The sequence below is a fragment of the Planomicrobium sp. CPCC 101079 genome (assembly GCF_007859275.1).
Taxonomy (GTDB): Bacteria; Bacillota; Bacilli; order Bacillales_A; family Planococcaceae; genus Planococcus.
The window spans coordinates 219,135-241,524 of record NZ_VOHC01000021.1 but is presented as its reverse complement, the minus strand read 5'-3'; the positions used below and the strand labels follow the sequence as shown (position 1 = coordinate 241,524).

Below are 22,390 nucleotides of genomic sequence, written 5' to 3'. Positions count from 1 at the left end.
TTCTATCAGCAGTGACAGGCTCTATTTGTTCGTTGTGCTCCTGCTATTATATGTAATAAATGCTTGATTTATGCTAAACTGAACTTCGAAAGGGCTATGGTGATGCAACAATGATACATATGAAAATTTTCATGGCTGCTGCAAGTTTGGCTTTACTGACAGCATGCAGCAGCGATGCTCAGTCTGCTGAAGAACCGGCCGAATCTGTGGAGCAGCAAGAAACGGAAGCGGCTGCAGAAAAAGAGAAAGTTGAGAAAGAAGCTGCGGAAAAAGCTGAAAGAGAAAAAGCTGAAGCAGAAGCAGAAGCGAAAGCGAAAGCAGAGGCTGAAAAACCAGAGTATAAGCTTAATCCGGCATTTTGGGGATTCGAGCCTGTCAATGGCGCGAGCGAAGAAGCTGTCCTCATTACAATTGATGATGCACCGGATAAGCGGTCGCTCGAAATGGCTGAAACACTGAAAGAAAAGGGCATTCCCGCTATTTTCTTTGTTAATGGCCATTTTTTGGATACGGATGAGGAAAAAGAAACATTAAAGAAAATACACGATATGGGCTTTGCGATTGGCAATCACACGGAAACGCATGCCATCCTGCCAACTATTTCTGAAGAACAACAGCGTGAGGAAATTTTGGCTGTCAGCAAGACAATTGAGGAAACAATTGGCGAAAAGCCGAAGTTCTTCCGTGCGCCGCAGGGGGCCAATACAGACTTCAGCCGAGAGCTTGTTGCAGAAGAAGGTATGCTGCTTATGAACTGGACATATGGCTATGACTGGGAACAGCAGTATATGGATGCAGCTGCATTGACCGATATCATGGTCAATTCTGAGTTTTTGCAAAACGGTGCCAATCTTTTAATGCATGACCGTGAATGGACTGCCGAAGCACTGCCGGACATAATTGACGGCTTAAGCAAAAAAGGCTATAGCTTTATTGATCCGTCTAAAATTGAAGGTGTGGAATAATAAAACGGCCCGGAAGCTTATTGCTGCCGGGCCGTTTGTTAAGTTTTTTATCTAATAGCTTGCTGTTCTTTGATAACACGCAGCATTTGTAAAGTATCGTCTTCCGGACCTTGCACAGGCAAGCCGGCTTCGACGTTCATACGGATATATTCTATGTTTTCCTGGGTAATGATCTCTCCAGGGATGAAAATCGGAATGCCGGGCGGGTAGACCATGATGAATTCTGCTGAGATGCGGCCGACTGCCTCGGCGATCGGTATAACTTCTGTTGTCGCGTAAAACGCGTCACGAGGCGTCATAGCAAGGCGCGGAATGTCCGGAATAAGAACAGTCGGCTCAACAATTGCAGCCTCAGAATCGAACGTTGCACTCATTCTTTGGAGGGCATTTACCAACAGGTTCAATTCTTTGCGCGAGTCGCCGATAGTTATCAAGCATAAAATATTGTAGAGATCCGACAACTCCACTTCGATATTGGCTTTTTCTCTCAGCCATTCCTCCGCTTGGTGGCCAGTGATACCAAGGTCTTTGACGCTGATCAATAATTTCGTTGGATCCATATCAAATGTCGCTGACGTTTTCAGTAATTCCTTGCCAACACAACGCAAGTGCGGAATTTTATTGATGCGCTTGCGGGCATCTTGTGCCAGCCGGATTGTCTGGTCGATCAAGTCGTAGCCGTGGACGGCAAGCTGTCTGCGGGCAGTGTCAAGAGATGCCAATATTGGGTACGATGTTGAAGTGGTGGTCAACATTGAAAGTGTTGATTGCACGCGCTTGGGCGAAACTAGGCCATCACGTACGTTCAAGACAGAGCTTTGCGTCATAGATCCGCCTAATTTATGGACAGAAGTTGCCGCCATATCCGCGCCAGCCGCCATTGCCGACACTGGCAATGATTCATGGAAATGGATATGGACACCGTGGGCTTCATCAACTAACACAGGGATGTCACGGGTATGGGCAATATCGACAATGCGTTTCAAATCGGCAGCTACGCCGAAATAAGTTGGATTGATTACGAGCACCGCTTTTGCATCAGGATATTCATTTAACGCTTTTTCTACCGCTTCAGCAGAGATGCCATGTGAGATTCCAAGGTCAGGGTCGACTTCAGGATGAATGAAAATCGGAATTGCTCCGGCAAAAACGATGGCAGACATAATGGATTTATGTACGTTTCTTGGCACGAGGATTTTATCGTTCGGCCCGACAACGCTTAAAATCATCGTCATGATGGCACCGCTCGTTCCTTGTACAGAAAAGAAAGTATAGTCGGCGCCGAACGCTTCAGCTGCCAGTTCCTGCGCATGTTTAATAGCTCCTTTAGGCGAGTGGAGATCATCCAAAGGTGCTATATTGATCAAATCGATGGATAATATATTGTCGCCGACAAATTCCCGGAATGCGGGATCGACGCCTTGGCCTTTTTTATGGCCGGGAATGTGAAATTGGATCGGGTGCCGGTTTCGGTGCTTTAGCAGCGCATCGAATAACGGAGTTTCTAATTGAGACAATGGGTAGAACACCTCGCTTTATAAAAATGAAAACAAAAAGAATTATAGCATGATGCTACACGCTATACTATAAAAATAAAAGGATTTTGCTTTTTGCCATCGAATACAGAAAATATGGGGAAAAGGAGAGGATAGCATGAGGTTTACCACAAGAGTTTCTGAACTGCTTGGAACGCGGTTGCCGATTGTGCAGGGAGGGCTTGCGTATTTGGCTTATGCAGAACTTGCAGCGGCTGTTTCAAATGCGGGCGGCCTTGGCCAAATCACAGCGATGAGTTTGGCAACCCCAGAGCAATTGAGGGAAGAAATCCGGAAAGTTCGCAGGTTGACGAATCAGCCATTCGGCGTTAATTTTGCAATAGGGGAGCACGGGCGTGCGTTTTCTCATATGCTTGAAGTGGCAATCGATGAAAATGTTCCGGTCGTCTCAATGACTGGCGGCAATCCTACTCCTATTTTTGATCAGCTGGCAGGAACTTCAATTAAAAAATTGGTTTTGGTGGCTGCCAGACGGCAAGCCGAGAAAGCTGAAAAACTTGGTGCAGATGCAGTCATGGTGGTTGGCCAAGAAGGGGGCGGACATTTGGGGCGCGATGATGTCGGCACGATGGTGCTCATTCCTCAAGTTGTAGATGCCATCTCAATCCCGGTTATTGCTTCTGGAGGCATCGGTGATGGACGAGGCTGGATGGCTGCCCATGCGCTAGGAGCAGAAGGAATTGAAATGGGAACTCGTTTTATTGCGACCGAGGAATGCGTGCATGCTTCTGAAGCGTATAAAAGGGCTTTGATCAGCAGTTCGGAGAGCGAAACCGTCGTTATCAAGCGGAGCATCGGTGCACCCGCCAGAACGCTTCACAACAGCTGGACAGACCAGATTTTGCAAATTGAAAAGGAAAATCCAAGCTACGAAGCGCTTCGGGAATTTATTAGCGGAGAAGCCAATAAGAGGTTTATCTATGAAGGAAATGTGGAAGAAGGATTTGGATGGGCTGGCCAGGTGACTGGTTTGATCAAAGATGTGCCAAGCGTCCAGGAGCTGCTAAATAGAATGGAGAAAGAAGCAATTACTATCCGCACGAAATGGGCGACTCTATAAGGAAAGCAGGGAATCGAAATGGAATATTCTTATCCATTTTCAATAGACTGGTCAACAGATGAAATTATTGATGTGGTTTCTTTTTTTGAAGGAATTGAAATGGCTTACGAAAAAGGGATTAACCGCCAGGACATGTTCGCGCGCTACAAAAAATTCAAGGAAGTGGTTCCTTCAATGTCAGAAGAAAAAACTTACTTTCGCGAATTTGAAGAAGAGAGCGGTTATGCAAGTTTTCCTGTCATCAAAGATGTAAAATCGAAAAGTGATGGCGACTTTATAAAGCTCGAAAAAAAATAAAGCAACCCCCGCAGTTTTTCGCTGCGGGGGTTTGCTTTAAAACCTAAAACATTCAATATCAAGATAGTTCTTTTGCGGAAAGATTGAATTTGGTGCTCTTGCAAAAGCGATAAGGCGTATTTTAAGAGTCTGGATAATGACATTTAGAGAACCGAAAATCAATATTCAGAAAAATCACACGTTTCTCTTTACTTTTGTATCAATATATTATATAAAGGAAGCAATTCCTCGAATGTTTGGTCGACAAGTTCTTCAAAGTCTTCTTCGGGCATTGAAACAGCTTGTTCTCTTGGAAGATGCCGGCCGATGACAAACTCCCCTTTTTTTACATCGCGAAGCCGGATGACCAGTTTTTCAATTTCTTCTTGGCTCAGCTGATCCAAAGAAGTCGCCTCCGGTTTCATATGATCCCCTGCAATAACAAAATCGTCTGGAAGCGAGTGGATGATTTCAGTCTTCAACAGTTGTTCAGCCATTTTGCTTTTTCCCGGTGCTTCGTAAATGACGGCTAGAATGATGAACACATGGCTTTCCCATAAACCGATCTGGAAGTGGGGAACCGCTTTATAGCCTCTTTTATATGGAGCAAATGCCACCCAGCTGTCTTTTGGCGGATTTACTGTTCTCCGTAAGTGTTTTGCGACGTGAGGGAAAAATTCATCGCCGGTTTTGCCGGAGAAAAAAGACGAGTAATCTTTTCCCAGCTCTTCAAATTTAGGGCGCACACGTTGGATTAACGCTTCCATCCGTTCCTCTAACCCTGGTGTTTCAAAAACTTCAAAGTCGTATTCATTCCAAAAAGTTGTCACGGTTATTTCCTCCTTAATTTCACAATTCATGTTTCATCTTACCCGACTTTGGGAAGAAAGAGTATAAATACACTTTCTTACCAAAAGCCACTGGTTAACCGTTTCTCTTGCTCTAATAATATGTCAGAATTATTGAAAAATAGGACGGGAAGGAGTGCTCAATATGAAACAGATGATACAAATAATTCGTAAGGCAGATGTCGAAAAAGAATATATTTCTGTATTGAAACTTGAACTAGATTATGAATTAGCTTCTTTATTCGACGCCTTGAAAGTAAACGAAAGCCGAGAGATAGAGAAAAGCAAAAAACGGCTTTATGAGATTCATGCGGAACTGGAGGCACTTCATGCGTTCTAATTTATTTATCACATAAAGGCACCTACTGGTTCAAGACAGTAAGTGCCTTTCTCGTTATAATGGAGAAAATGGAAAGGAGGTGAAAGGATGGAATTGCATACGATGGACCTGTACATAAAATCTTTGATCAAAGAAGCAGGCCACATAATCCGCAATTCGTTTGTAACTGAACTGGTCGTCGAAGCGAAATCGAATGCCAATGATTTGGTGACGAATATGGATAAAGAAATAGAACAATTTTTCATTTCTCGGATTCGCCGTGATTTTCCAGGCCATCGAGTATTTGGTGAAGAAGGGTTCGGAGACGTTATCGAAAGCCTGGAAGGGACAATTTGGATGTTGGACCCCATTGACGGCACAATGAACTTTGTCCATCAAAAAAGCAATTTTGCCATTTCATTAGGAGTTTACGAAGATGGAATCGGAAAGCTTGGATACATATATGATGTCGTCAATGACAATTTGTATCATGCAGTCCATGGAGAGGGCGCCTATTGCAATGATGAACGGCTGATGCCTTTGACAGAAACTTCTTTGGAAAAGTCAATTGTGGGCATCAATGCGACTTGGGTTACTCCAAACAGATACATTAAACATGAAGACAGCATCCGGCTGATACAAGATGTGAGAGGTACACGTTCTTATGGTTCTGCTGCTCTGGAACTGGCATTTGTTGCCACAGGCCGAATCGATGCTTATCTTTCAATGAGACTGTCTCCGTGGGATATTGCCGGGGGCATTATCATCGCACAGGAAGTAGGGGCGATTGCCACTAACTTTAAAGGCGAAGCTGCCAACTTGTTGCAGCAAGATTCATTTATCGCTGCCAACCCTTCAGTGCATTCGAAAATCTTAAATGAATACATCAACCTTAAATAAGAAGAAGGCGCAGAAAAATCTGCGCCTTTTTCTTGCTCTATAATAATCCTGCGTCCATCATTTCTTTCTTTTTCTTAAAGCCCATTCCCATGATCACACATAAGGCCAAAACAGCAAACAAAATTCCTGGAATGCTTCGAAGACCTACTGCCGCACCGATTCCAACCATTGATAAAATAGCTGCCAGCGAATATAACATGAAGATCCACTTTATATTTTTCAATCGATTTGCCTCCCGCCGATTTGCTCGAAATAAAATCTTAGGGTTTTCCCCCTATATGTGCTATACTAACACAGTTATAGACATGAAAAAAGAATATTGGAGTGAAAGTATGACGAACTTACGTAATGACTTAAGAAACATTGCTATTATTGCCCACGTTGACCATGGTAAAACAACTCTAGTGGATCAGCTTCTTCAACAGTCAGGGATTTTCCGTTCAAATGAACATGTAGAAGAGCGCGCAATGGACTCAAATGACATCGAAAGAGAACGCGGAATCACGATTCTTGCGAAAAACACTGCGATTCAATATAAAGACGCTAAAATCAATATTTTGGATACTCCAGGACACGCCGATTTCGGTGGAGAAGTAGAGCGCATCATGAAAATGGTTGATGGTGTTTTGCTAGTTGTCGACGCTTACGAAGGCTGTATGCCACAAACTCGTTTCGTATTGAAAAAAGCTTTAGAGCAAAACTTGAAGCCAATCGTTGTTGTTAACAAGATTGACCGCGATTTCGCGCGACCTGAAGAAGTGGTTGACGAAGTCATCGAATTGTTTATCGAACTTGAAGCGAATGACGAGCAATTGGAATTCCCGGTTATTTTTGCCTCAGGCATGAATGGAACTGCCAGCCTTTCATCTGACCCTGCTGACCAAGAAGAAAACATGCAGGTTATTTACGATGCAATCATGGATCATGTACCAGCGCCAATCGATAACAGAGATGAGCCACTTCAATTCCAAGTAGCGCTTCTTGATTATAGTGATTATGTTGGGCGTATCGGGATTGGCCGCGTATTCCGCGGAACTATCGAAGTAGGGCAATCTGTTGCTTTGATGAAACTGGATGGTTCGGTTAAGAATTTCCGGGTTACAAAAATGCATGGATTTATGGGTCTTAAACGGATAGAAATTGAAAAAGCCGAAGCCGGTGATTTGATTGCTATTTCAGGGATGGAAGATATCAACGTCGGAGAAACGGTTTGTCCGGCAGACCACCCAGAAGCATTGCCTGTTCTTCGCATTGACGAGCCGACACTGCAAATGACTTTCCTTGTTAACAACAGCCCGTTTGCTGGTAAAGAAGGAAAATGGATCACTTCTAGAAAAATCCAGGAACGTTTGGATGCACAATTGCAAACTGACGTTTCCCTGCGTGTAGATCCGACAGATTCACCGGATGCATGGATTGTATCTGGACGCGGAGAATTGCATTTGTCGATCTTGATCGAGAACATGCGCCGCGAAGGATTTGAACTTCAGGTGTCAAAACCGGAAGTTATCGTCAAAATGGTTGATGGCGTCCGCTGTGAACCTGTTGAACGTGTGCAAGTTGATGTTCCGGAAGAATATACAGGAGCTATCATCGAATCCCTAGGAGAACGCAAAGGCGAAATGCTTGATATGGTCAACAACGGAAGCGGCCAAGTCCGTTTGGTATTCAATGTGCCAGCACGTGGTTTGATCGGTTACACTACTGAATTCTTGACGCAAACTCGTGGATACGGAATCATCAACCATACGTTCGACAGTTACCAGCCGGTTGCTTCAGGACGTGTTGGCGGACGCCGCCAAGGTGTGCTTGTTTCCATGGAACGCGGTAAAGTTTCAACTTATGGCCTAATGGGCATCGAAGATCGTGGAACGGCATTCGTAGAAGTCGGCGCTGAAATTTATGAAGGCATGATCGTTGGCGAACATAACCGCGACAGCGACTTGACAGTGAATATTGTTAAGATCAAAGCTGCAACAAACATTCGTTCAGCTAACAAAGATCAGACAACTACGTTGAAAAAAGCCCGTTTAATGAGCCTTGAAGAAGCGCTTGAGTATTTGGCTGATGATGAGTATTGCGAAATCACTCCACAGACAATCCGTCTGCGCAAGAAAATTCTTGATAAAAACGAACGCGAGCGCATGGCTAAGAAAAAGAAAGTTGCTATTGAAGAATAAATAACAGAATGGGAAGGATGTACAATCCATGGGCGATCAAGCTTTTGTCTATGATAGAATGTATCCGTTAGCCCGGTTTTTATATGAGACAATGCCAAACTATGAGATTGCGGGTTATGCACTTTTTGCCGCAATCTTCCTGTTGTCGGCATTTGTCTATAAATTAGGCTTTGCCAAAAAATTATCAATCGGTAAAAATGCTGTAATTGCATTGTTTCTTCTAGTCGGTGGGCTAGGGCTGACTTTCTTGGCTCTTTTCTTGCCGGTTGTCGAAGGACTTATCATCGCAGCGCTGATTTTGATTTTGTATAAAATTCGATTATGGCGCGAAAAACGCGAAAACGCTGCTTCTCATTGAGAAGCAGCGTTTTTTCGTTCAAAGGCTTTATACAGAATCGGCAAAGCCAGAGCATAGGCAAAGTGGGCGAATACCCAATAAAGAAAGGCTTCGCCGTCAGCCGCTCCAGGAATTTCGGGATTCACTGCAAGGATTGCCAATGGGAAATAAAGCAGATAAAGCGGGACGCATAAAATCAAACTGAGAAGCGCCAATTGCCCAAAGGAATATGGCCGCCGTTTTGCAATGTAGACATAGACAACGCCAAGTATCAGCGATGTGGCGACGTGGAACGCAAACTCGACAGGTTCCGACCAGTCGACCGCTCCGACAAGCGGAATAAAATCAACATTCAAAAGAAGGGAATAAACGTTAACGCCGGTGATCGATTGAATCCACTTTAATAGGAAGCCCATCATGAGTCCGCTCCAAAGCCCGATCCATATACCTTTAAGCAGTTTCATCAGAAGTCATCCTCTATTCTGCGGGAGCTCCGATAGAAACGGAAAGACCCGGTCGCAAGACGTTCTTTTGTCCGTTCCGTAATCCGTTCATGGCACTCATCGCACATATGTGTATGAATGGGCCGGTTCCGCAAACGCTTTGCTTGGAGTGTATCGTCATTAAGTTCTTCAATTTTGTCACAGATTACACATTGTACACGCATTTTGATCTCTCCTATTCGACCCGGATCGCCGTAACATTCGTTATCGGATTTTGCTGGTTCGATCCATCCGGCAATAGCACATGGACGGGGCCATCTTCTTTTAAAGGCTTGCCATCCTGGCTGAATTTGAAAATCAGCTTCTTGGCTTCTTCAATGGAAAAAGCTTGTTCGCTGTCCGTTGTTTCTATCACAACGGTGCGCGCATGTTCTACCGGTTCTGCGTTTTCGAGAAATGGTTTAAAGACCATACCGAATGTGCCGTTCATCATTTCGTTTTTTTCTTTTCTATTATATGTCTTCTCCGAATTTAGTGTCGGAGGGACAATTGCGCCTTCCATGATTTCCCGTGACCAATGTTCACCCATGCCGCGCTTGTATTCTTCAAGTTCATCTCGCTCTACTTTTGTTTCAACAAAGTACGTATCAAGATCGAGTTTACGGTCGTCAAAAATCCACACTGTTGGATCAATTGTAATTTTATACTTTACTTCGCCTTTAAACGGTATGATAAATTCCATTTCAAACCCTCCATTAATTATCCATCTTTATTCAGTATACCGTTTCATTGTAAATTCCCAAAGGGATTAATTCTCAAGAGGATAGAGGCTTGCAATTTTACTGTCTAGCATATACACTTTAAACAAGTCACTGACATGAAATATCACTTAAATGGGGGAGTCCTCATGGAACATACAGAAGAACAAACTTATCAACTTAAGGCTTTAGAACTCCTCAGAGCAGATGCAGAAAAAATCGAGCAATTGATCAAAGTCCAAATGGACAATCTGACATTGCCTTCATGCCCACTATATGAAGAAGTTCTTGATACTCAAATGTTCGGCTTATCGCGTGAAATCGACTTCGCCGTTAAACTGGGCTTGATTGAACGCGAAACCGGCAAGAATTTAATAGATACGCTAGAAAAGAAACTGTCGATCCTGTTAGAAGCGTATACCAATAAATGACTTGAAACTCAAACGAACTTTGTTTGAGTTTTTTTACTAATCCCATAAAACAAACGAGGTAATAGGCAATGAAACAATACATCAAGAGATATGCGAAAAATTTGGATTATCCACTGTTATTTACATACATAGCGTTATCGATATTCGGTTTGGTGATGATTTACAGTGCAAGTATGGCATGGGCTGTCAATGTTTATGGATGGCAAGCTGATCATTTTTATAAACAGCAACTGGTCAACTTATCCCTGGCTTTTCCGGTCTTTGCGATCGCTGCCCTGTTCCCATACAAGCATTTCAGCAGAAAAGGCATGATGAAGCTCATATTGGCTGTCATTTTTATTGGTTTGGTTCTAGTTCATATCATCGGCTATGCAGGAGGCGGTGCCCAAAGCTGGATCAATTTAGGATTTGCCAGCATACAGCCTTCAGAAGTAGCGAAGGTAGGTATCATCCTTTATTTGGCAGGTGTATTTTCTAACAAGAATAGAAAAGGCATGATCAACAATTTTAATGAATCGATTGCGCCGCCGGTGATCGTCTTGACGCTAGTTCTATTTTTAGTTTTCCTGGAACCGGATTTGGGTTCCATGCTAATCATTGGAGCAGTCGGCCTGTGTGTCATGTTGGCGAGCGGCATTCGATTTAAGCTGTATCTTAAACTGGCTTCGATTGTAGTTGCAGGAGCGGCGTTATTTATTTTGCCAATGGTGTTCTTTGCACAAGACCAGATTTTCACCGAAAAACGTCTTGGCCGATTGGATGCATTTTTCAATCCTTTTAAAGATGAATTGGGTTTCGGAATGCAGATCGTCAATGGGTATTTGGCGATAGGCTCCGGGGGCTTAAGCGGGCTTGGACTTGGACAGTCTGTCCAGAAGCTGGGCTATTTGCCGGAACCGCATACAGACTTTATCATGTCCGTTATTGCTGAAGAGTTAGGAGTTTTTGGGGTTGCTTTTGTTTTGGTCGGTTTGGCCTTTATTGTGCTTCGCGGCCTGACAATTGCCATGACCACAAAAGATCCATTAGCCAGAATGCTGGCGGCTGGCGTAGCAAGCATGATTGGCATCCAGACATTTGTCAATCTAGGCGGATTGACGGGGATAATTCCACTGACAGGAGTTACGCTTCCATTTATAAGCTATGGCGGAACGTCTGTTATTTTGTTATCTTTAGCTATGGGAGTATTGATGAATGTTTCCATGTTCCACAAAGTTGAAAAATTGAAAAAGTAAAGGGTGTGCTGCGGAGTGAAGACGATTAACAAAATCTTAGTGGCAAATCGTGGGGAAATCGCTATCCGGGTTTTCCGCGCTTGTACAGAACTGAATCTTCGGACAGTTGCAATTTATTCACAAGAGGACAGCGGATCTTATCATCGCTTTAAAGCGGACGAGTCTTATTTGGTCGGCAAAGGGAAAAAACCGATCGACGCGTATTTGGATATTGAAGACATTATCCGGATTGCCAAAGATTCGGATGTTGACGCTATTCATCCAGGATATGGATTTTTATCAGAAAACGTTCATTTTGCCCGCCGGTGCGAAGAAGAGGGAATCGTCTTTATCGGCCCTACATCCCGCCATTTGGATATGTTTGGGGACAAAGTTAAAGCGCGTACACAAGCAATTGCAGCCGGAATTCCAGTAATTCCAGGTACAGACGGCCCCGTGGAATCGCTCGAAGAAGTGATTGCTTTTAGCGAAAAAGCCGGGTTCCCATTAATGATTAAAGCCTCCCTGGGCGGCGGTGGACGCGGCATGCGCATCGTCAGAACACCGGAAGAACTTGCACAATCATACGAACGGGCGAAATCTGAAGCTAAAGCAGCTTTTGGTTCTGATGAGATGTATGTAGAAAAGTTCGTTGAAAAGCCAAAGCATATCGAAGTGCAGATCCTCGGGGACACTGACGGCAATGTCGTCCACCTTTACGAGCGAGATTGTTCTATTCAGCGCCGCCATCAAAAAGTGGTGGAAATTGCGCCATCCAACTCAATCAGCAACAAACTGCGGAACGAAATTTGTGATGCAGCAGTCAAATTAATGAAAAATATCGACTACATAAATGCAGGCACCGTAGAATTTTTGGTCGCTAATGATGAATTTTATTTCATAGAAGTGAATCCGCGGATTCAAGTGGAACATACGATTACTGAAATGGTAACAGGGATTGATATTGTCCATGCACAAATCAATATCGCCCGTGGCTATACACTGCACAGCAAAGAAATCAACATTCCGCTTCAAGAGGATATTCCGTTGTTCGGTTTTGCCATCCAATCGCGGGTAACAACCGAAGATCCGTTAAATGACTTTATGCCGGATGCCGGAAAATTGATGGTATACCGTTCTGGGGGCGGTTTCGGCGTTCGTTTAGATGCCGGCAACGGATTTCAAGGAGCCGTTATTACGCCATATTATGATTCTTTGCTCGTCAAGTGCTCGACATGGGGAGTTACATTTAATGAAGCGGCTGCAAAAATGGACCGCAATCTTCAGGAGTTCCGGATCCGAGGCATCAAAACCAACATTCCGTTCCTTGCGAATGTTGTAAGGCATTCTAATTTCTTAAAAGGTGAATTTGATACAAGCTTTATAGATTCAACACCCGAATTGTTCATTTTCCCGGTACGCCAAGACCGCGGCACCAAGTTGCTCAGTTATATTGGCAACGTCACCATCAATGGTTTTCCAGGCATCGAAAAGAAAAAGAAGCCTATTTACTCACACCCAAGAAAACCGGAAGTGGATTTAACTTCTCCTGCACCGAGCGGTACAAAGCAAATTTTGGATGCCCATGGAGCAGAAGGTCTGGCCCAATGGATCCACGACCAAAAAGATGTGCTTTTAACGGATACTACGTTCCGCGATGCCCATCAATCGCTTTTAGCTACTCGTCTGCGGTCGTATGACATGTTCGAAATTGCAAAAGAAACAGCGCGCCTGCAAAGCGATCTTTTCTCACTTGAGATGTGGGGAGGCGCAACTTTTGATGTGTCTTACCGCTTCTTAAAAGAAGATCCATGGCAGCGGCTGATCAAACTCCGCAAAGAAGTGCCGAACGTTTTGTTCCAGATGCTTTTCCGCGGCGCCAATGCAGTCGGCTATAAAAACTATCCTGATAATGTAATCAGGGAATTCGTCCGCAAGTCGGCCGAAGCGGGGATTGATGTCTTCCGGATATTCGACAGCCTGAACTGGATCAAAGGGATGGAAGTAGCCATCGACGAAGTACGCCAATCAGGAAAAGTAGCAGAAGCAGCGATTTGCTATGCAGGAGACATCCTTGACCCAAGCCGAGACAAGTATACCGTGGAGTATTACAAGAAAATGGCGAAAGAATTGGAAGCGTCAGGCGCCCATATCTTGGCAATCAAAGACATGGCGGGTTTATTGAAGCCTGAAGCAGCCTACCGTTTAATATCCGAACTGAAAGATACCACTTCTTTGCCGATACATCTTCATACGCACGATACAAGCGGCAACGGCATCTACCTATACGCGAAAGCAATTGAAGCGGGAGTTGATATTGTTGATACGGCTCTTGGCTCAATGTCCGGTTTAACTTCCCAACCGAGCGCTAACTCTTTGTACTATGCAATGAGCGGAAGCGAACGAGAAGTAAGAACAGATATTCAGTCACTCGAACAAATTTCACATTACTGGGAAGATGTCCGCAAATATTATTCGGATTTTGAAAGCGGCATGAATAGCCCGCATTCTGAAATATATGTCCATGAAATGCCTGGCGGCCAGTACAGTAATTTGCAGCAGCAAGCAAAAGGCGTAGGATTAGGCATGCGCTGGGATGAAGTGAAGTCAATGTATTCCCGTGTCAATATGCTCTTCGGTGATGTTGTTAAAGTAACGCCTTCATCAAAAGTTGTTGGGGACATGGCACTATTCATGGTTCAGAACGATTTGGATGAATACACTGTTTTAACAAAAGGAAGAGCAATCGATTTCCCGGAATCCGTTATCGAGTTTTTCGAAGGGTATATCGGCCAGCCGTATGGCGGATTCCCGAAAGAACTGCAGGAAGTCGTGCTGAAAGGGCGACAGCCGATTACAGTTCGTCCTGGTGAACTGTTAGAGCCAGCGGATTTTGACGAAATCAAGAGAACGTTATACGCCAAGCTTGAGCGTCCCGTTACAAGCCATGAGATGCTGGCACATGCTCTTTATCCGAAAGTTTTTGAAGAGTATACGGCAACAGTCAAGCAGTTTGGCAATGTGTCGGTTCTTGATACATTGACTTTCCTTTATGGCATGAGGCTTGGGGAAGAAATTGAAGTGGAAATCGAGAAAGGGAAGACCTTGATGATCAAACTGGTTTCCATTGGAGAACCACAGAAAAACGGTAAACGGACAATCTATTTCGAATTGAATGGCCAGTCGCGTGAAGTGGACATTCAAGACATGACGGTGGAAACGGATGTAACAGCGAAACAGAAAGCGAATCCGACCGATGAATCCCATATTGCAGCGACCATGCCGGGAACAGTTTTGAAGGTGGTTGCTGAAAAAGGAATGAAGGTAGACCGCGGCGACCACTTGCTCGTTACAGAAGCAATGAAGATGGAAACGACTGTCCAAGCTCCTTTTGATGGTACGGTAAAAGAAATCTATGTCAGCACAGGTGAAGGCATTTCTACCGGAGACTTGTTGATTGAAATGGAACGACATTAAAAAAAGCAGATGCCTCTGGGCATCTGCTTTTTATTTTGTTTTTGCTGATATGCTTCGTGAAACGAGGAGCACCATATAACAGAGCAACCCGAACAGCATAGAAATGAGCAGTGAGTGGAGAAGTGCCACTGTTAAATTCAATTTGGTCAGAACAACCAGCATACCGGTTGTCGCTTGAAGCAAAACAATAATGAACGCGGTCAGCCAGCCCATATATATGACTTTCTGGTCTCTATAATGTTTAAATGCATGCCAGGCAATGTAACCGAGCCAGATGACAATCAATCCTGCTGCCGCCCGATGTCCCATTTGCACCCACTCATACATATTATTCGGCAAAGAGAATTGGTCATTGCGGCATAAAGGCCAGTCAGAACAAATCAAGCTGGACTCTGTATGGCGCACAAGCGCTCCGGTGTAAACGACGATGTAGGAATACAAGGTAACCCCGATGGTATGGAATTTCAATTTGCCGCCGATCTTTACGCGCTCTGCATCAAACTTTTGGTCTACTTCGAAAATCAGTAATGTCAATAACAAAACCGACGCAAACGATATCAGAGAAATGCCGAAGTGAAGTGCGAGTATAAAGTCACCTTGCCCCCATTTGACTTGGGCTGCTCCAATTAAAGCTTGAAGAATTAAAAAGAAAATCGCCATGACGGCTAAGAATTTTGTTTCACGAACATGGCCGTATTTCCGCCAAGCCCATACCGCCAACACGACAATTAAAATGCCGACAGTCCCTGTAACAAGCCGGTGAGAGAACTCGATCAAGACTTCGGCCGTAATTTCATCCGGTATCAGCTGTCCATTGCAGCCGGGCCAATGGCGTCCGCACCCCATGCCGCTGTCTGTCTTCGTAACGAGGGCTCCTCCAAGAAGGATCAGGAGCATCCCGATGGTCGCTGCTACTGCAAACCATTTGATATATTTACTTTGCTGCAAGTATGCCACCTACTTTTTCTATATGGAACTTTTGTAACGTCCGTAACCTGCATACTAGATGATAGCGAAAGTTATCTTAAAACACAACGGAAAATCAAGAATACCGGAAACTTTCAAGATTTAGACATAATAAGGCATGCCTTCACAAACTGTTCAAAAACAATTATTTTTCTATATTAAAAAAATGCGGACACTCATGTATGATAGGAAGAGCGTATTTCTGAGTTCGTTTACTTGAATATCATTGCTTTTATCAGGAAATTTCAGTTGGCGGTAGAAAAAAAACTGGAATTTAGATATAGTTATGGTTAGCGGAATATGCTTACAACTTTGAAAGGAGGGGATAATATGTCAAACGGCCGGTCATTGTCTGCGGAAGTTCATCAGACACCGGAAACAACGACATTCCTAAGTGACTTTTTAGCGCTCATTAAAATTGGAATTGTAAATTCGAATTTAATAACTGTGTTTACTGGAATGTGGTTGGCGTTTCAATTTTCCGACAGGCATTTCCTGCAAGAGCTGGACATCCTCGCCTACACCTTGGTCGGTTCAGCATTAATCATAGCAGGTTCTGCTGCGATGAATAACTACATTGACACAGATATCGATCCGTTGATGGCGAGCAAAAAGTCGCGTCCGACCGTGACTGGAAGATTTAAGCCATCTGCTGTATTGGCACTCGCTTTATCTTTCATTGTTTTAGGCGAATTATTTCTGTTCTCTGCATCAGTATCAGCTGGCTTGTTTGGAATAGCAGGTATTTTTGCTTATGTCGTCCTGTATTCCATGTGGTCGAAAAGAAGACACGTCAGCAATACAATTGTGGGGAGCATTTCGGGAGCAATCCCGCCGCTTATTGGCTGGGCTGCAGTTGAGCCGGCACTCGGTATGGGCGCATGGGCGTTGTTTTTGATTATGTTCGTATGGCAGCCGCCTCATTTCTATGCGCTAGCAATGAAACGAACAGAAGAGTATCGTGCTGCAGGCATCCCGATGCTTCCAGTGGTGAAAGGATTCCACCGGACAAAAAAATCAATGCTTGCATGGGTTTTACTGCTGTTCCCTCTGCCATTCCTGTTACTGGATCTTGGAATGGGCTTCATCATTCTTGCTTCCTTATTGAATCTCTGTTGGCTAGTGCTTGCAGTACGTGGATTCAAAGTGCAAGATCAAGATGATTTGAAATGGGCGAAGACAATGTTTATCTACTCATTGAATTACATGACCATCCTTTTCGTTTCGATGATCATCTTCGCAGTCTTCGTTTAATTTCTATTATTTCAGTACAAAATTTTTTACTTGAGAGAGGGGTATGAAAAGCTATGATAAATGGGCTTAAAAAGTGGCGTCTTTTTACATTGATGGCCGCCTTGATCTTCTTTCTTGCGGGATGTGGGCGAGAAGAGATCTCCACATTGATACCGGCCGGCGGGGTAGCTCAAGACCAGTTCAACTTGCTGCTCTTGTCTTCTGCGGTCATGCTATTTGTTATTATTGTCGTTACGATTGTTTACGTTTTGGCAATAACGAAGTTCCGCCGCTCAAAACTTGGGGATGAAATGATTCCTGAACAAGTGGAAGGAAGCGCTAAACTTGAATTCCTATGGACAGCAATTCCAATTGTCTTGATCATTATTATTGCGATTCCGACTGTCTACCAAACTTTTGATTTGGCAGATACACGCACAATGGACGTTGAAGCGGAAGATGGTTCTATGACCAATTTGACAGTTAACGTTGTTGCAAAACTTTACTGGTGGGAATTTGAATATCCTGAGCAAGGAATTGTCACTGCTCAAGAATTGGTTGTTCCAACCGATCAACGCGTTTATTTTAACGTAGTTTCTGCTGATGTTAAGCACTCTTTCTGGATCCCTTCAATCGGCGGTAAAATTGATGCCAACCCTGAAAACACAAATACGTTCTATTTGACGTTTGACCAAGAATCTTCTGAGTTGGAAGATGGCGTGTTCTACGGAAAATGTGCTGAGCTCTGCGGACCTTCACATGCATTGATGGATTTCAAAGTTAAAACGATGAATGCGGAAGACTTTGAACAGTGGGTAACGGCAATGCAAGAAGAGCCTACTTCGCCAAGCGATGAACTTGCTCAAACCGGTGAACAATTGTTTACTGAAAAAACTTGTATTGGCTGCCACGCGACTTCTGGGGTCGGTACTACCGGTGGAGTTGGACCAAACTTAGCTACTTTCGGTGACCGCAACCGTGTTGCCGGCATCTTGGAGCATAACGAAGAAAACTTGAAAGCTTGGATTCAAGATCCACAACAGTTCAAACCAGGCAACCAAATGCCAGATCCTTCATCATATAACAATGGTGAACCATTAACAGAACAGGAATTGGATGCACTTGCTGCATATTTAATGAGCTTGTCTGTTGAACAGTAAAGAATCGAAGCTAAAAAAAGGAGGTATACATTGTGAGTTCTAACGCTCAGAAAAGTGGCTTCGGTGCTACCGTATGGGATTACATAACGTCTGTAGACCATAAAAAAATTGCTATCCTTTACCTCATGTCAGGTGGACTTTTCTTCCTGATCGGCGGAATCGAAGCGATGATGATCCGAATCCAGTTAATGAAGGCCGGAAATGATTTCCTTAGTGCCGGAACATATAACGAAGTTATGACCATGCATGGAACAACAATGATTTTCTTGGCAGCTATGCCGCTATTATTAGGATTTATGAACGCGATCATGCCTTTGCAAATCGGCGCGCGTGACGTAGCTTTCCCATTCTTGAACTCTCTTGGGTTTTGGCTATTCTTCTTCGGAGGAATCTTCCTAAATCTTTCGTGGTTCTTGGGCGGAGCTCCAGATGCAGGTTGGACGAACTACGCTTCACTTGCACTTGCTTCTGAAAGTCATGGTATTGACTTTTATGCACTTGGATTGACTATTTCTGGTTTTGGTACATTGATTTCAGGGATTAACTTCCTTGTTACTATCATCAATATGCGTGCGCCAGGAATGACTTATATGAGAATGCCTCTATTCACTTGGACAACTTTTGTTGCTTCTGCGTTGATTTTATTGGCTTTCCCTCCACTTACAATCGCTATTTTCTTCATGGTCTTTGACCGTTTGTTCGGCTCTCACTTCTTTGATGTGGCTGCTGGCGGTAACACCATCATCTGGGAGCATTTGTTCTGGATTTTTGGTCACCCGGAAGTTTACATCTTGATTTTGCCCGCTTTCGGTATTTTCTCTGAAATTTTCGCGATTTTCTCTCGCAAGCGCTTATTCGGTTATACTGCACTTGTGTTTGCGACAATTTTGATTGGTTTCTATGGCTTCATGGTTTGGGCTCACCACATGTTCACAGTTGGTCTTGGACCTACAGCTAACGCGATTTTCGCTTTGGCAACTATGATCATCGCTGTACCCACAGGGGTTAAAATCTTTAACTGGTTATTGACTATCTGGGGAGGAAGTGTTTCCTTCGCAACTCCAATGTTATATGCTGTCGGATTTATTCCTTCATTCGTAGCAGGCGGAGTAACGGGTGTCATGCAAGCAATGGCTCCACTAGATTACCAATTGCACGATTCTTATTTTATCGTAGCGCATTTCCACTATGTAATCGTTGGTGGGGTAGTCCTCGCAATTTTCGCAGCCACTCACCTATACTGGCCGAAAATGTTCGGAACTATGCTTAGCGAAAAATTAGGGAAAGTGACTTTCTGGTTATTCTTTATCGGATTCCACTTAACATTCTTCATCCAGCATTTCCTTGGGCTGATGGGTATGCCACGCCGCGTTTATACGTTCGGGGCTGACCAGGGCTGGGATTTGTTCAATGCCATCAGTTCGGCTGGGGCAGTATTCATGGCACTAGGTGTAATTATTATGCTGGTGAACGTGGTCTTAACTACAGTTAAAAATGAGCGCGTTGGAAATGATCCATGGGGAGACGGACGTACGCTTGAATGGGCGATTCCTTCACCACCGCCATTTTATAACTTTGCACAAACTCCTCTAGTACGCGGACTTGATACGTACTGGATCGAAAAAATGGAAGGCAACAAAGAAGGCATGATCTACGCAGAACCGCTTGGCGATATCCATATGCCTAACAATTCGTTTCTTCCTGTAGTAATGTCGTTCGGTTTGTTTGTTGCTTCTTTCGGAGCGCTGTATCATCCAGATGACCTGCCATGGACCATTCCTGTAATTGTCCTTGGTTTGTTGATAACTTTCGGTTCGATGTTGCTTCGCTCATTGAAAGATGATCTTGGGTTCCACATCCATAAAGAAGATTTGATCAAGGATCGAGAAGGGGTGAAAACCGATGGACATTAATAAAAAATACACCCCTCAATCGTGGCCGGATCATCCCGAGACTGCTACAATGGAAGGGAAAAATAAGTTTGTCGGTTTCTGGCTGCTTCTGGCTGCTGAATCGGTAACGTTTGCTTCTTTGTTTGCAACATATCTTGCATTGAAAGATAAAGGGCCAAGCGGCATGGAATTTACAGCTGCTGAACTTTTTGAACTGCCACTTGTATTTGCGATGACGATGATTCTGTTAACTTCATCTTTGACAAGTGTTTATGCGATGTACCATATGAAAAACCACAATTTCAAATCAATGCAGGCCTGGCTTATGATTACAGTTTTGCTTGGAGCCTCTTTTCTAGGCTTGGAGATTTATGAGTTTTATCATTATGTACATGAAGGCTTTGGCTATACAAACAGTGCTTTCAGTTCTGCGTTCTATACGCTTGTTGGAACACACGGAGCACACGTATTATTTGGCCTTGGCTGGTTTATCGCTTTAATGGTCCGAAATGCGAAACGTGGATTGAACACTTATAACGCTCCAAAATTTTTCCTAGTTTCGTTATACTGGCATTTTATTGACGTAGTATGGGTATTTATCTTTACTGTAGTCTATTTGATGGGAGTGATCGGATAATATGGCACACGACGTTCACGATTACGTAAGAACAAAAGAAGAGTATGAGTATGTAAGACGTCAAAGAGCACAAGAAATGCGCCACATGCTGACTTCGTTTGCAATGATGATCTTTTTGACATTGATTGCATTCACGGCAGTAGCGGCAGGCTTCTCTACGTACTTGATCGTGCCAATCATCCTTTTATTGGCGGCTATCCAAGTAGTGCTCCAGCTTTATCATTTCATGCACTTAAGCAATAAAGGTTCTGGCACAATCGCATTCTTCATGTTTAGTGGGATGTTTGTTGCTTTTATCGTAATTCTTACTTTTGTAACTATTATTTGGTGGTGAGCAAAAAACCCTTTACCTCTCGAGGTGAAGGGTTTTTTCTATTGATAAGCAGATGTGACAGGCATTTTCACTTTTCTGTTTGTCTAGTTCCAGCGCCTAGCCCCTCGAGGTCTTAACTCAGCCCACTTCGGAAGTCAGGATTTCCTGCGTGTTCTGCCTTAAGCTTGTCGGGGCAGAGCAGGCGCTTATACTTTTCTGTGTCTAGCTGCAACGGCCAGGCTCTCGGGTCATAAGCCAACCCGGCTGTGCGGCAAAAAGCACCGCTTCACCGGATCGTCTTAAAACCTTGTGCTCCTGCATCGCTACGCTGCTTCGTCGCAAAGAAATGGCCCAATTGCCTTTGGGCTATTTCTTGCCTGTCGAGCCTGAACGGCCGTTTTCGCTTTTCTGTGCAATTGTCATAGTTCGTTCATTGATATGCCAAGGTTCCGCCTATATAATGAGGGTACCTAAGAAAAAGGAGGCACGTAAGCATGCCAATTAGCATCTTCGGGTTCCAAGCATTATGGAGTCCGGTATATTTAGGGGTTCTCGTTCTTATTACGATGTTATATTTTTTAGTAATGGTAAAGTGGAGAGGGAAGTTTAAAGAAAGTGAACCATTAAAAATGAAGGAAGCGGGCTTATTTGTGTCGGGCATGGTTTTATTGTATGCGGTTAAAGGCGCGCCGACCGATTTGCTTGGCCACATTCTTTTTAGTTTTCATATGGCTCAGATGGCAATCTTGCTTTTGCTTATTCCGCCGCTCTTTATTATGGGGATTCCGGCTTGGGCATGGAGAGCATTTATTGAACTGCCCGTAGTCAAGCCGCTTTTCAATTTTTTCAGCAAACCAATGCTGGCTATCATTCTATTTACCATGATATTTTCTTTCTATCATATCCCTTTGATTTTTGATTTTGTGAAACAAGGGGTGCTTATCCATGGCATCGTAAATATTCTATTGTTCACTTCTGCAATTTTTTACTGGTGGCCGGTTGTTAACAACTTGGAAGGAACGCACAAATTTCATGGTTTGAAAAAACTTGGCTATCTTTTTGGATTGAGTGTAACATTAACACCTGCATGTGCATTAATTATTTTTGGCGGTAATCCTTTTTATGCCACGTATACAGACGGTGAAGCATGGCTGCAAGCTATGGCTTTATGTGTGCCGACTGGAACTTTATCACAATTGGGTTTATCCGGGCCAGAAATGTTTTCAAGTATGACGCCGCTCGAAGATCAGCGGACCGGCGGAATTGTCATGAAAGTATTGCAGGAACTAGTTTTCACTGTATTCCTTTGGCTTGTTTTTTATGAATGGCTGCGCAACGAAAACGATAACGCAGACGAAATTACTGCCAAAGCTTTACGCGACCGTGAATCTATGGCCTATCACAGACATAACGCTTAATGAATTT

23 protein-coding genes are annotated in these 22,390 nt (G+C 43.8%); 16 read left to right on the top strand and 7 right to left on the bottom strand.

The features are described from left to right. Positions 1-110 precede the first annotated feature (110 nt). Positions 111-965, top strand: coding sequence for a polysaccharide deacetylase family protein (locus tag FQV28_RS09195; RefSeq protein WP_146495770.1), 855 nt, complete (start codon positions 111-113; stop codon positions 963-965). A 47-nt stretch (positions 966-1,012) separates the two neighbouring features. On the opposite strand, the gene FQV28_RS09190 is transcribed toward FQV28_RS09195, so the two are convergent. Then, positions 1,013-2,482 carry an aminotransferase class I/II-fold pyridoxal phosphate-dependent enzyme gene (locus FQV28_RS09190; protein ID WP_146495768.1) on the bottom strand — a complete coding sequence of 490 codons (1,470 nt, stop codon included), beginning with the start codon at positions 2,480-2,482 and terminating at the stop codon, positions 1,013-1,015. Positions 2,483-2,618: 136 nt separating this feature from the next. Here FQV28_RS09190 and FQV28_RS09185 point away from each other — a divergent pair, with 136 nt between their 5' ends. Both FQV28_RS09185 and FQV28_RS09180 read left to right on the top strand, forming a co-directional pair. Then, positions 2,619-3,581 (top strand): NAD(P)H-dependent flavin oxidoreductase, encoded by a 963-nt coding sequence (locus tag FQV28_RS09185; protein WP_146495766.1) that lies wholly within the window; start codon positions 2,619-2,621, stop codon positions 3,579-3,581. Positions 3,582-3,599: 18 nt separating this feature from the next. Beyond that, positions 3,600-3,878, top strand: a complete 279-nt coding sequence (locus FQV28_RS09180) for a UPF0223 family protein (protein ID WP_146495765.1) — start codon at positions 3,600-3,602, stop codon at positions 3,876-3,878. 188 nt (positions 3,879-4,066) lie between these two features. Here the strand turns inward: FQV28_RS09180 and FQV28_RS09175 are convergent, their stop codons facing one another. After that, a complete protein-coding gene (locus FQV28_RS09175) occupies positions 4,067-4,687 on the bottom strand; it encodes a YktB family protein (RefSeq protein ID WP_146495763.1) in 621 nt (206 codons plus the stop codon). Between the two features lie 163 nt (positions 4,688-4,850). Here FQV28_RS09175 and FQV28_RS09170 point away from each other — a divergent pair, with 163 nt between their 5' ends. Further along, positions 4,851-5,045 (top strand): hypothetical protein, encoded by a 195-nt coding sequence (locus FQV28_RS09170; RefSeq protein WP_146495761.1) that lies wholly within the window; start codon positions 4,851-4,853, stop codon positions 5,043-5,045. A gap of 87 nt (positions 5,046-5,132) precedes the next feature. Then, positions 5,133-5,924 (top strand): inositol monophosphatase family protein, encoded by a 792-nt coding sequence (locus FQV28_RS09165; RefSeq protein WP_146495759.1) that lies wholly within the window; start codon positions 5,133-5,135, stop codon positions 5,922-5,924. Positions 5,925-5,961: 37 nt separating this feature from the next. Here FQV28_RS09165 and FQV28_RS09160 read toward each other — a convergent pair whose 3' ends face one another. Beyond that, positions 5,962-6,147 carry a YlaF family protein gene (locus FQV28_RS09160; protein WP_146495757.1) on the bottom strand — a complete coding sequence of 62 codons (186 nt, stop codon included), beginning with the start codon at positions 6,145-6,147 and terminating at the stop codon, positions 5,962-5,964. A gap of 109 nt (positions 6,148-6,256) precedes the next feature. Between FQV28_RS09160 and typA the strand changes: the two genes are divergently transcribed. Together typA and FQV28_RS09150 are read left to right on the top strand one after the other, a co-directional pair. Beyond that, positions 6,257-8,104 (top strand): translational GTPase TypA, encoded by a 1,848-nt coding sequence (gene typA, locus FQV28_RS09155; RefSeq protein WP_106534659.1) that lies wholly within the window; start codon positions 6,257-6,259, stop codon positions 8,102-8,104. Positions 8,105-8,132: 28 nt separating this feature from the next. Then, on the top strand, positions 8,133-8,462 hold the full coding sequence (locus FQV28_RS09150; RefSeq protein ID WP_146495755.1) for a YlaH-like family protein: 330 nt from the start codon (positions 8,133-8,135) through the stop codon (positions 8,460-8,462). Here FQV28_RS09150 and FQV28_RS09145 read toward each other — a convergent pair. From FQV28_RS09145 to FQV28_RS09135, 3 genes are read right to left on the bottom strand one after another with little or no spacing between them, the layout of a single operon-like run. Beyond that, a complete protein-coding gene (locus FQV28_RS09145) occupies positions 8,456-8,905 on the bottom strand; it encodes a hypothetical protein (RefSeq protein ID WP_146495753.1) in 450 nt (149 codons plus the stop codon). The two genes, FQV28_RS09150 and FQV28_RS09145, sit on opposite strands and share 7 nt — an antisense overlap. Next, entirely contained in the window at positions 8,905-9,108 is a 204-nt protein-coding gene (locus tag FQV28_RS09140; protein ID WP_146495751.1) for a YlaI family protein, read from the bottom strand. The genes FQV28_RS09145 and FQV28_RS09140 overlap by 1 nt, the downstream gene beginning before the upstream one ends. Positions 9,109-9,119: 11 nt before the next feature. After that, positions 9,120-9,626 (bottom strand): peptidyl-prolyl cis-trans isomerase, encoded by a 507-nt coding sequence (locus FQV28_RS09135; protein ID WP_146495749.1) that lies wholly within the window; start codon positions 9,624-9,626, stop codon positions 9,120-9,122. 165 nt (positions 9,627-9,791) lie between these two features. On the opposite strand from FQV28_RS09135, the gene FQV28_RS09130 reads away from it, so the two are divergent. The 3 genes from FQV28_RS09130 (at position 9,792) to pyc (ending at position 14,764) form a co-directional block, all read left to right on the top strand. Further along, positions 9,792-10,073 carry an Fpa/YlaN family protein gene (locus FQV28_RS09130; RefSeq protein WP_146495747.1) on the top strand — a complete coding sequence of 94 codons (282 nt, stop codon included), beginning with the start codon at positions 9,792-9,794 and terminating at the stop codon, positions 10,071-10,073. 68 nt (positions 10,074-10,141) lie between these two features. Then, the gene (locus FQV28_RS09125; protein ID WP_146495746.1) at positions 10,142-11,308 is read left to right on the top strand and encodes an FtsW/RodA/SpoVE family cell cycle protein; all 1,167 of its coding nucleotides are present in this window, start codon (positions 10,142-10,144) and stop codon (positions 11,306-11,308) included. A 15-nt stretch (positions 11,309-11,323) separates the two neighbouring features. Next, entirely contained in the window at positions 11,324-14,764 is a 3,441-nt protein-coding gene (gene pyc, locus FQV28_RS09120) for a pyruvate carboxylase (protein ID WP_146495744.1), read from the top strand. A gap of 30 nt (positions 14,765-14,794) precedes the next feature. Here the strand turns inward: pyc and FQV28_RS09115 are convergent, their stop codons facing one another. Further along, positions 14,795-15,712, bottom strand: coding sequence for a COX15/CtaA family protein (locus FQV28_RS09115; protein WP_146495742.1), 918 nt, complete (start codon positions 15,710-15,712; stop codon positions 14,795-14,797). Between the two features lie 348 nt (positions 15,713-16,060). Here FQV28_RS09115 and cyoE point away from each other — a divergent pair, with 348 nt between their 5' ends. The 6 genes from cyoE to ctaG all read left to right on the top strand — a co-directional run bounded on the left by cyoE (position 16,061) and on the right by ctaG (position 22,383). Next, positions 16,061-16,984: a heme o synthase gene (gene cyoE / locus FQV28_RS09110; RefSeq protein WP_146495740.1), complete on the top strand. Its 924-nt coding sequence runs from the start codon at positions 16,061-16,063 to the stop codon at positions 16,982-16,984. Positions 16,985-17,037: 53 nt separating this feature from the next. Beyond that, the gene (gene coxB / locus FQV28_RS09105) at positions 17,038-18,123 is read left to right on the top strand and encodes a cytochrome c oxidase subunit II (protein ID WP_146495738.1); all 1,086 of its coding nucleotides are present in this window, start codon (positions 17,038-17,040) and stop codon (positions 18,121-18,123) included. A 32-nt stretch (positions 18,124-18,155) separates the two neighbouring features. Beyond that, the gene (gene ctaD / locus FQV28_RS09100; protein WP_146495736.1) at positions 18,156-20,036 is read left to right on the top strand and encodes a cytochrome c oxidase subunit I; all 1,881 of its coding nucleotides are present in this window, start codon (positions 18,156-18,158) and stop codon (positions 20,034-20,036) included. Continuing rightward, positions 20,026-20,652 carry a cytochrome (ubi)quinol oxidase subunit III gene (locus FQV28_RS09095; protein WP_146495735.1) on the top strand — a complete coding sequence of 209 codons (627 nt, stop codon included), beginning with the start codon at positions 20,026-20,028 and terminating at the stop codon, positions 20,650-20,652. Before ctaD ends, FQV28_RS09095 begins: the two co-directional genes overlap by 11 nt. A 1-nt stretch (position 20,653) precedes the next feature. Further along, positions 20,654-20,986: a cytochrome c oxidase subunit IVB gene (ctaF, locus tag FQV28_RS09090; protein ID WP_146495733.1), complete on the top strand. Its 333-nt coding sequence runs from the start codon at positions 20,654-20,656 to the stop codon at positions 20,984-20,986. 473 nt (positions 20,987-21,459) lie between these two features. After that, positions 21,460-22,383, top strand: a complete 924-nt coding sequence (gene ctaG, locus FQV28_RS09085) for a cytochrome c oxidase assembly factor CtaG (protein WP_146495731.1) — start codon at positions 21,460-21,462, stop codon at positions 22,381-22,383. The last annotated feature ends 7 nt before the right edge of the window (positions 22,384-22,390 follow it).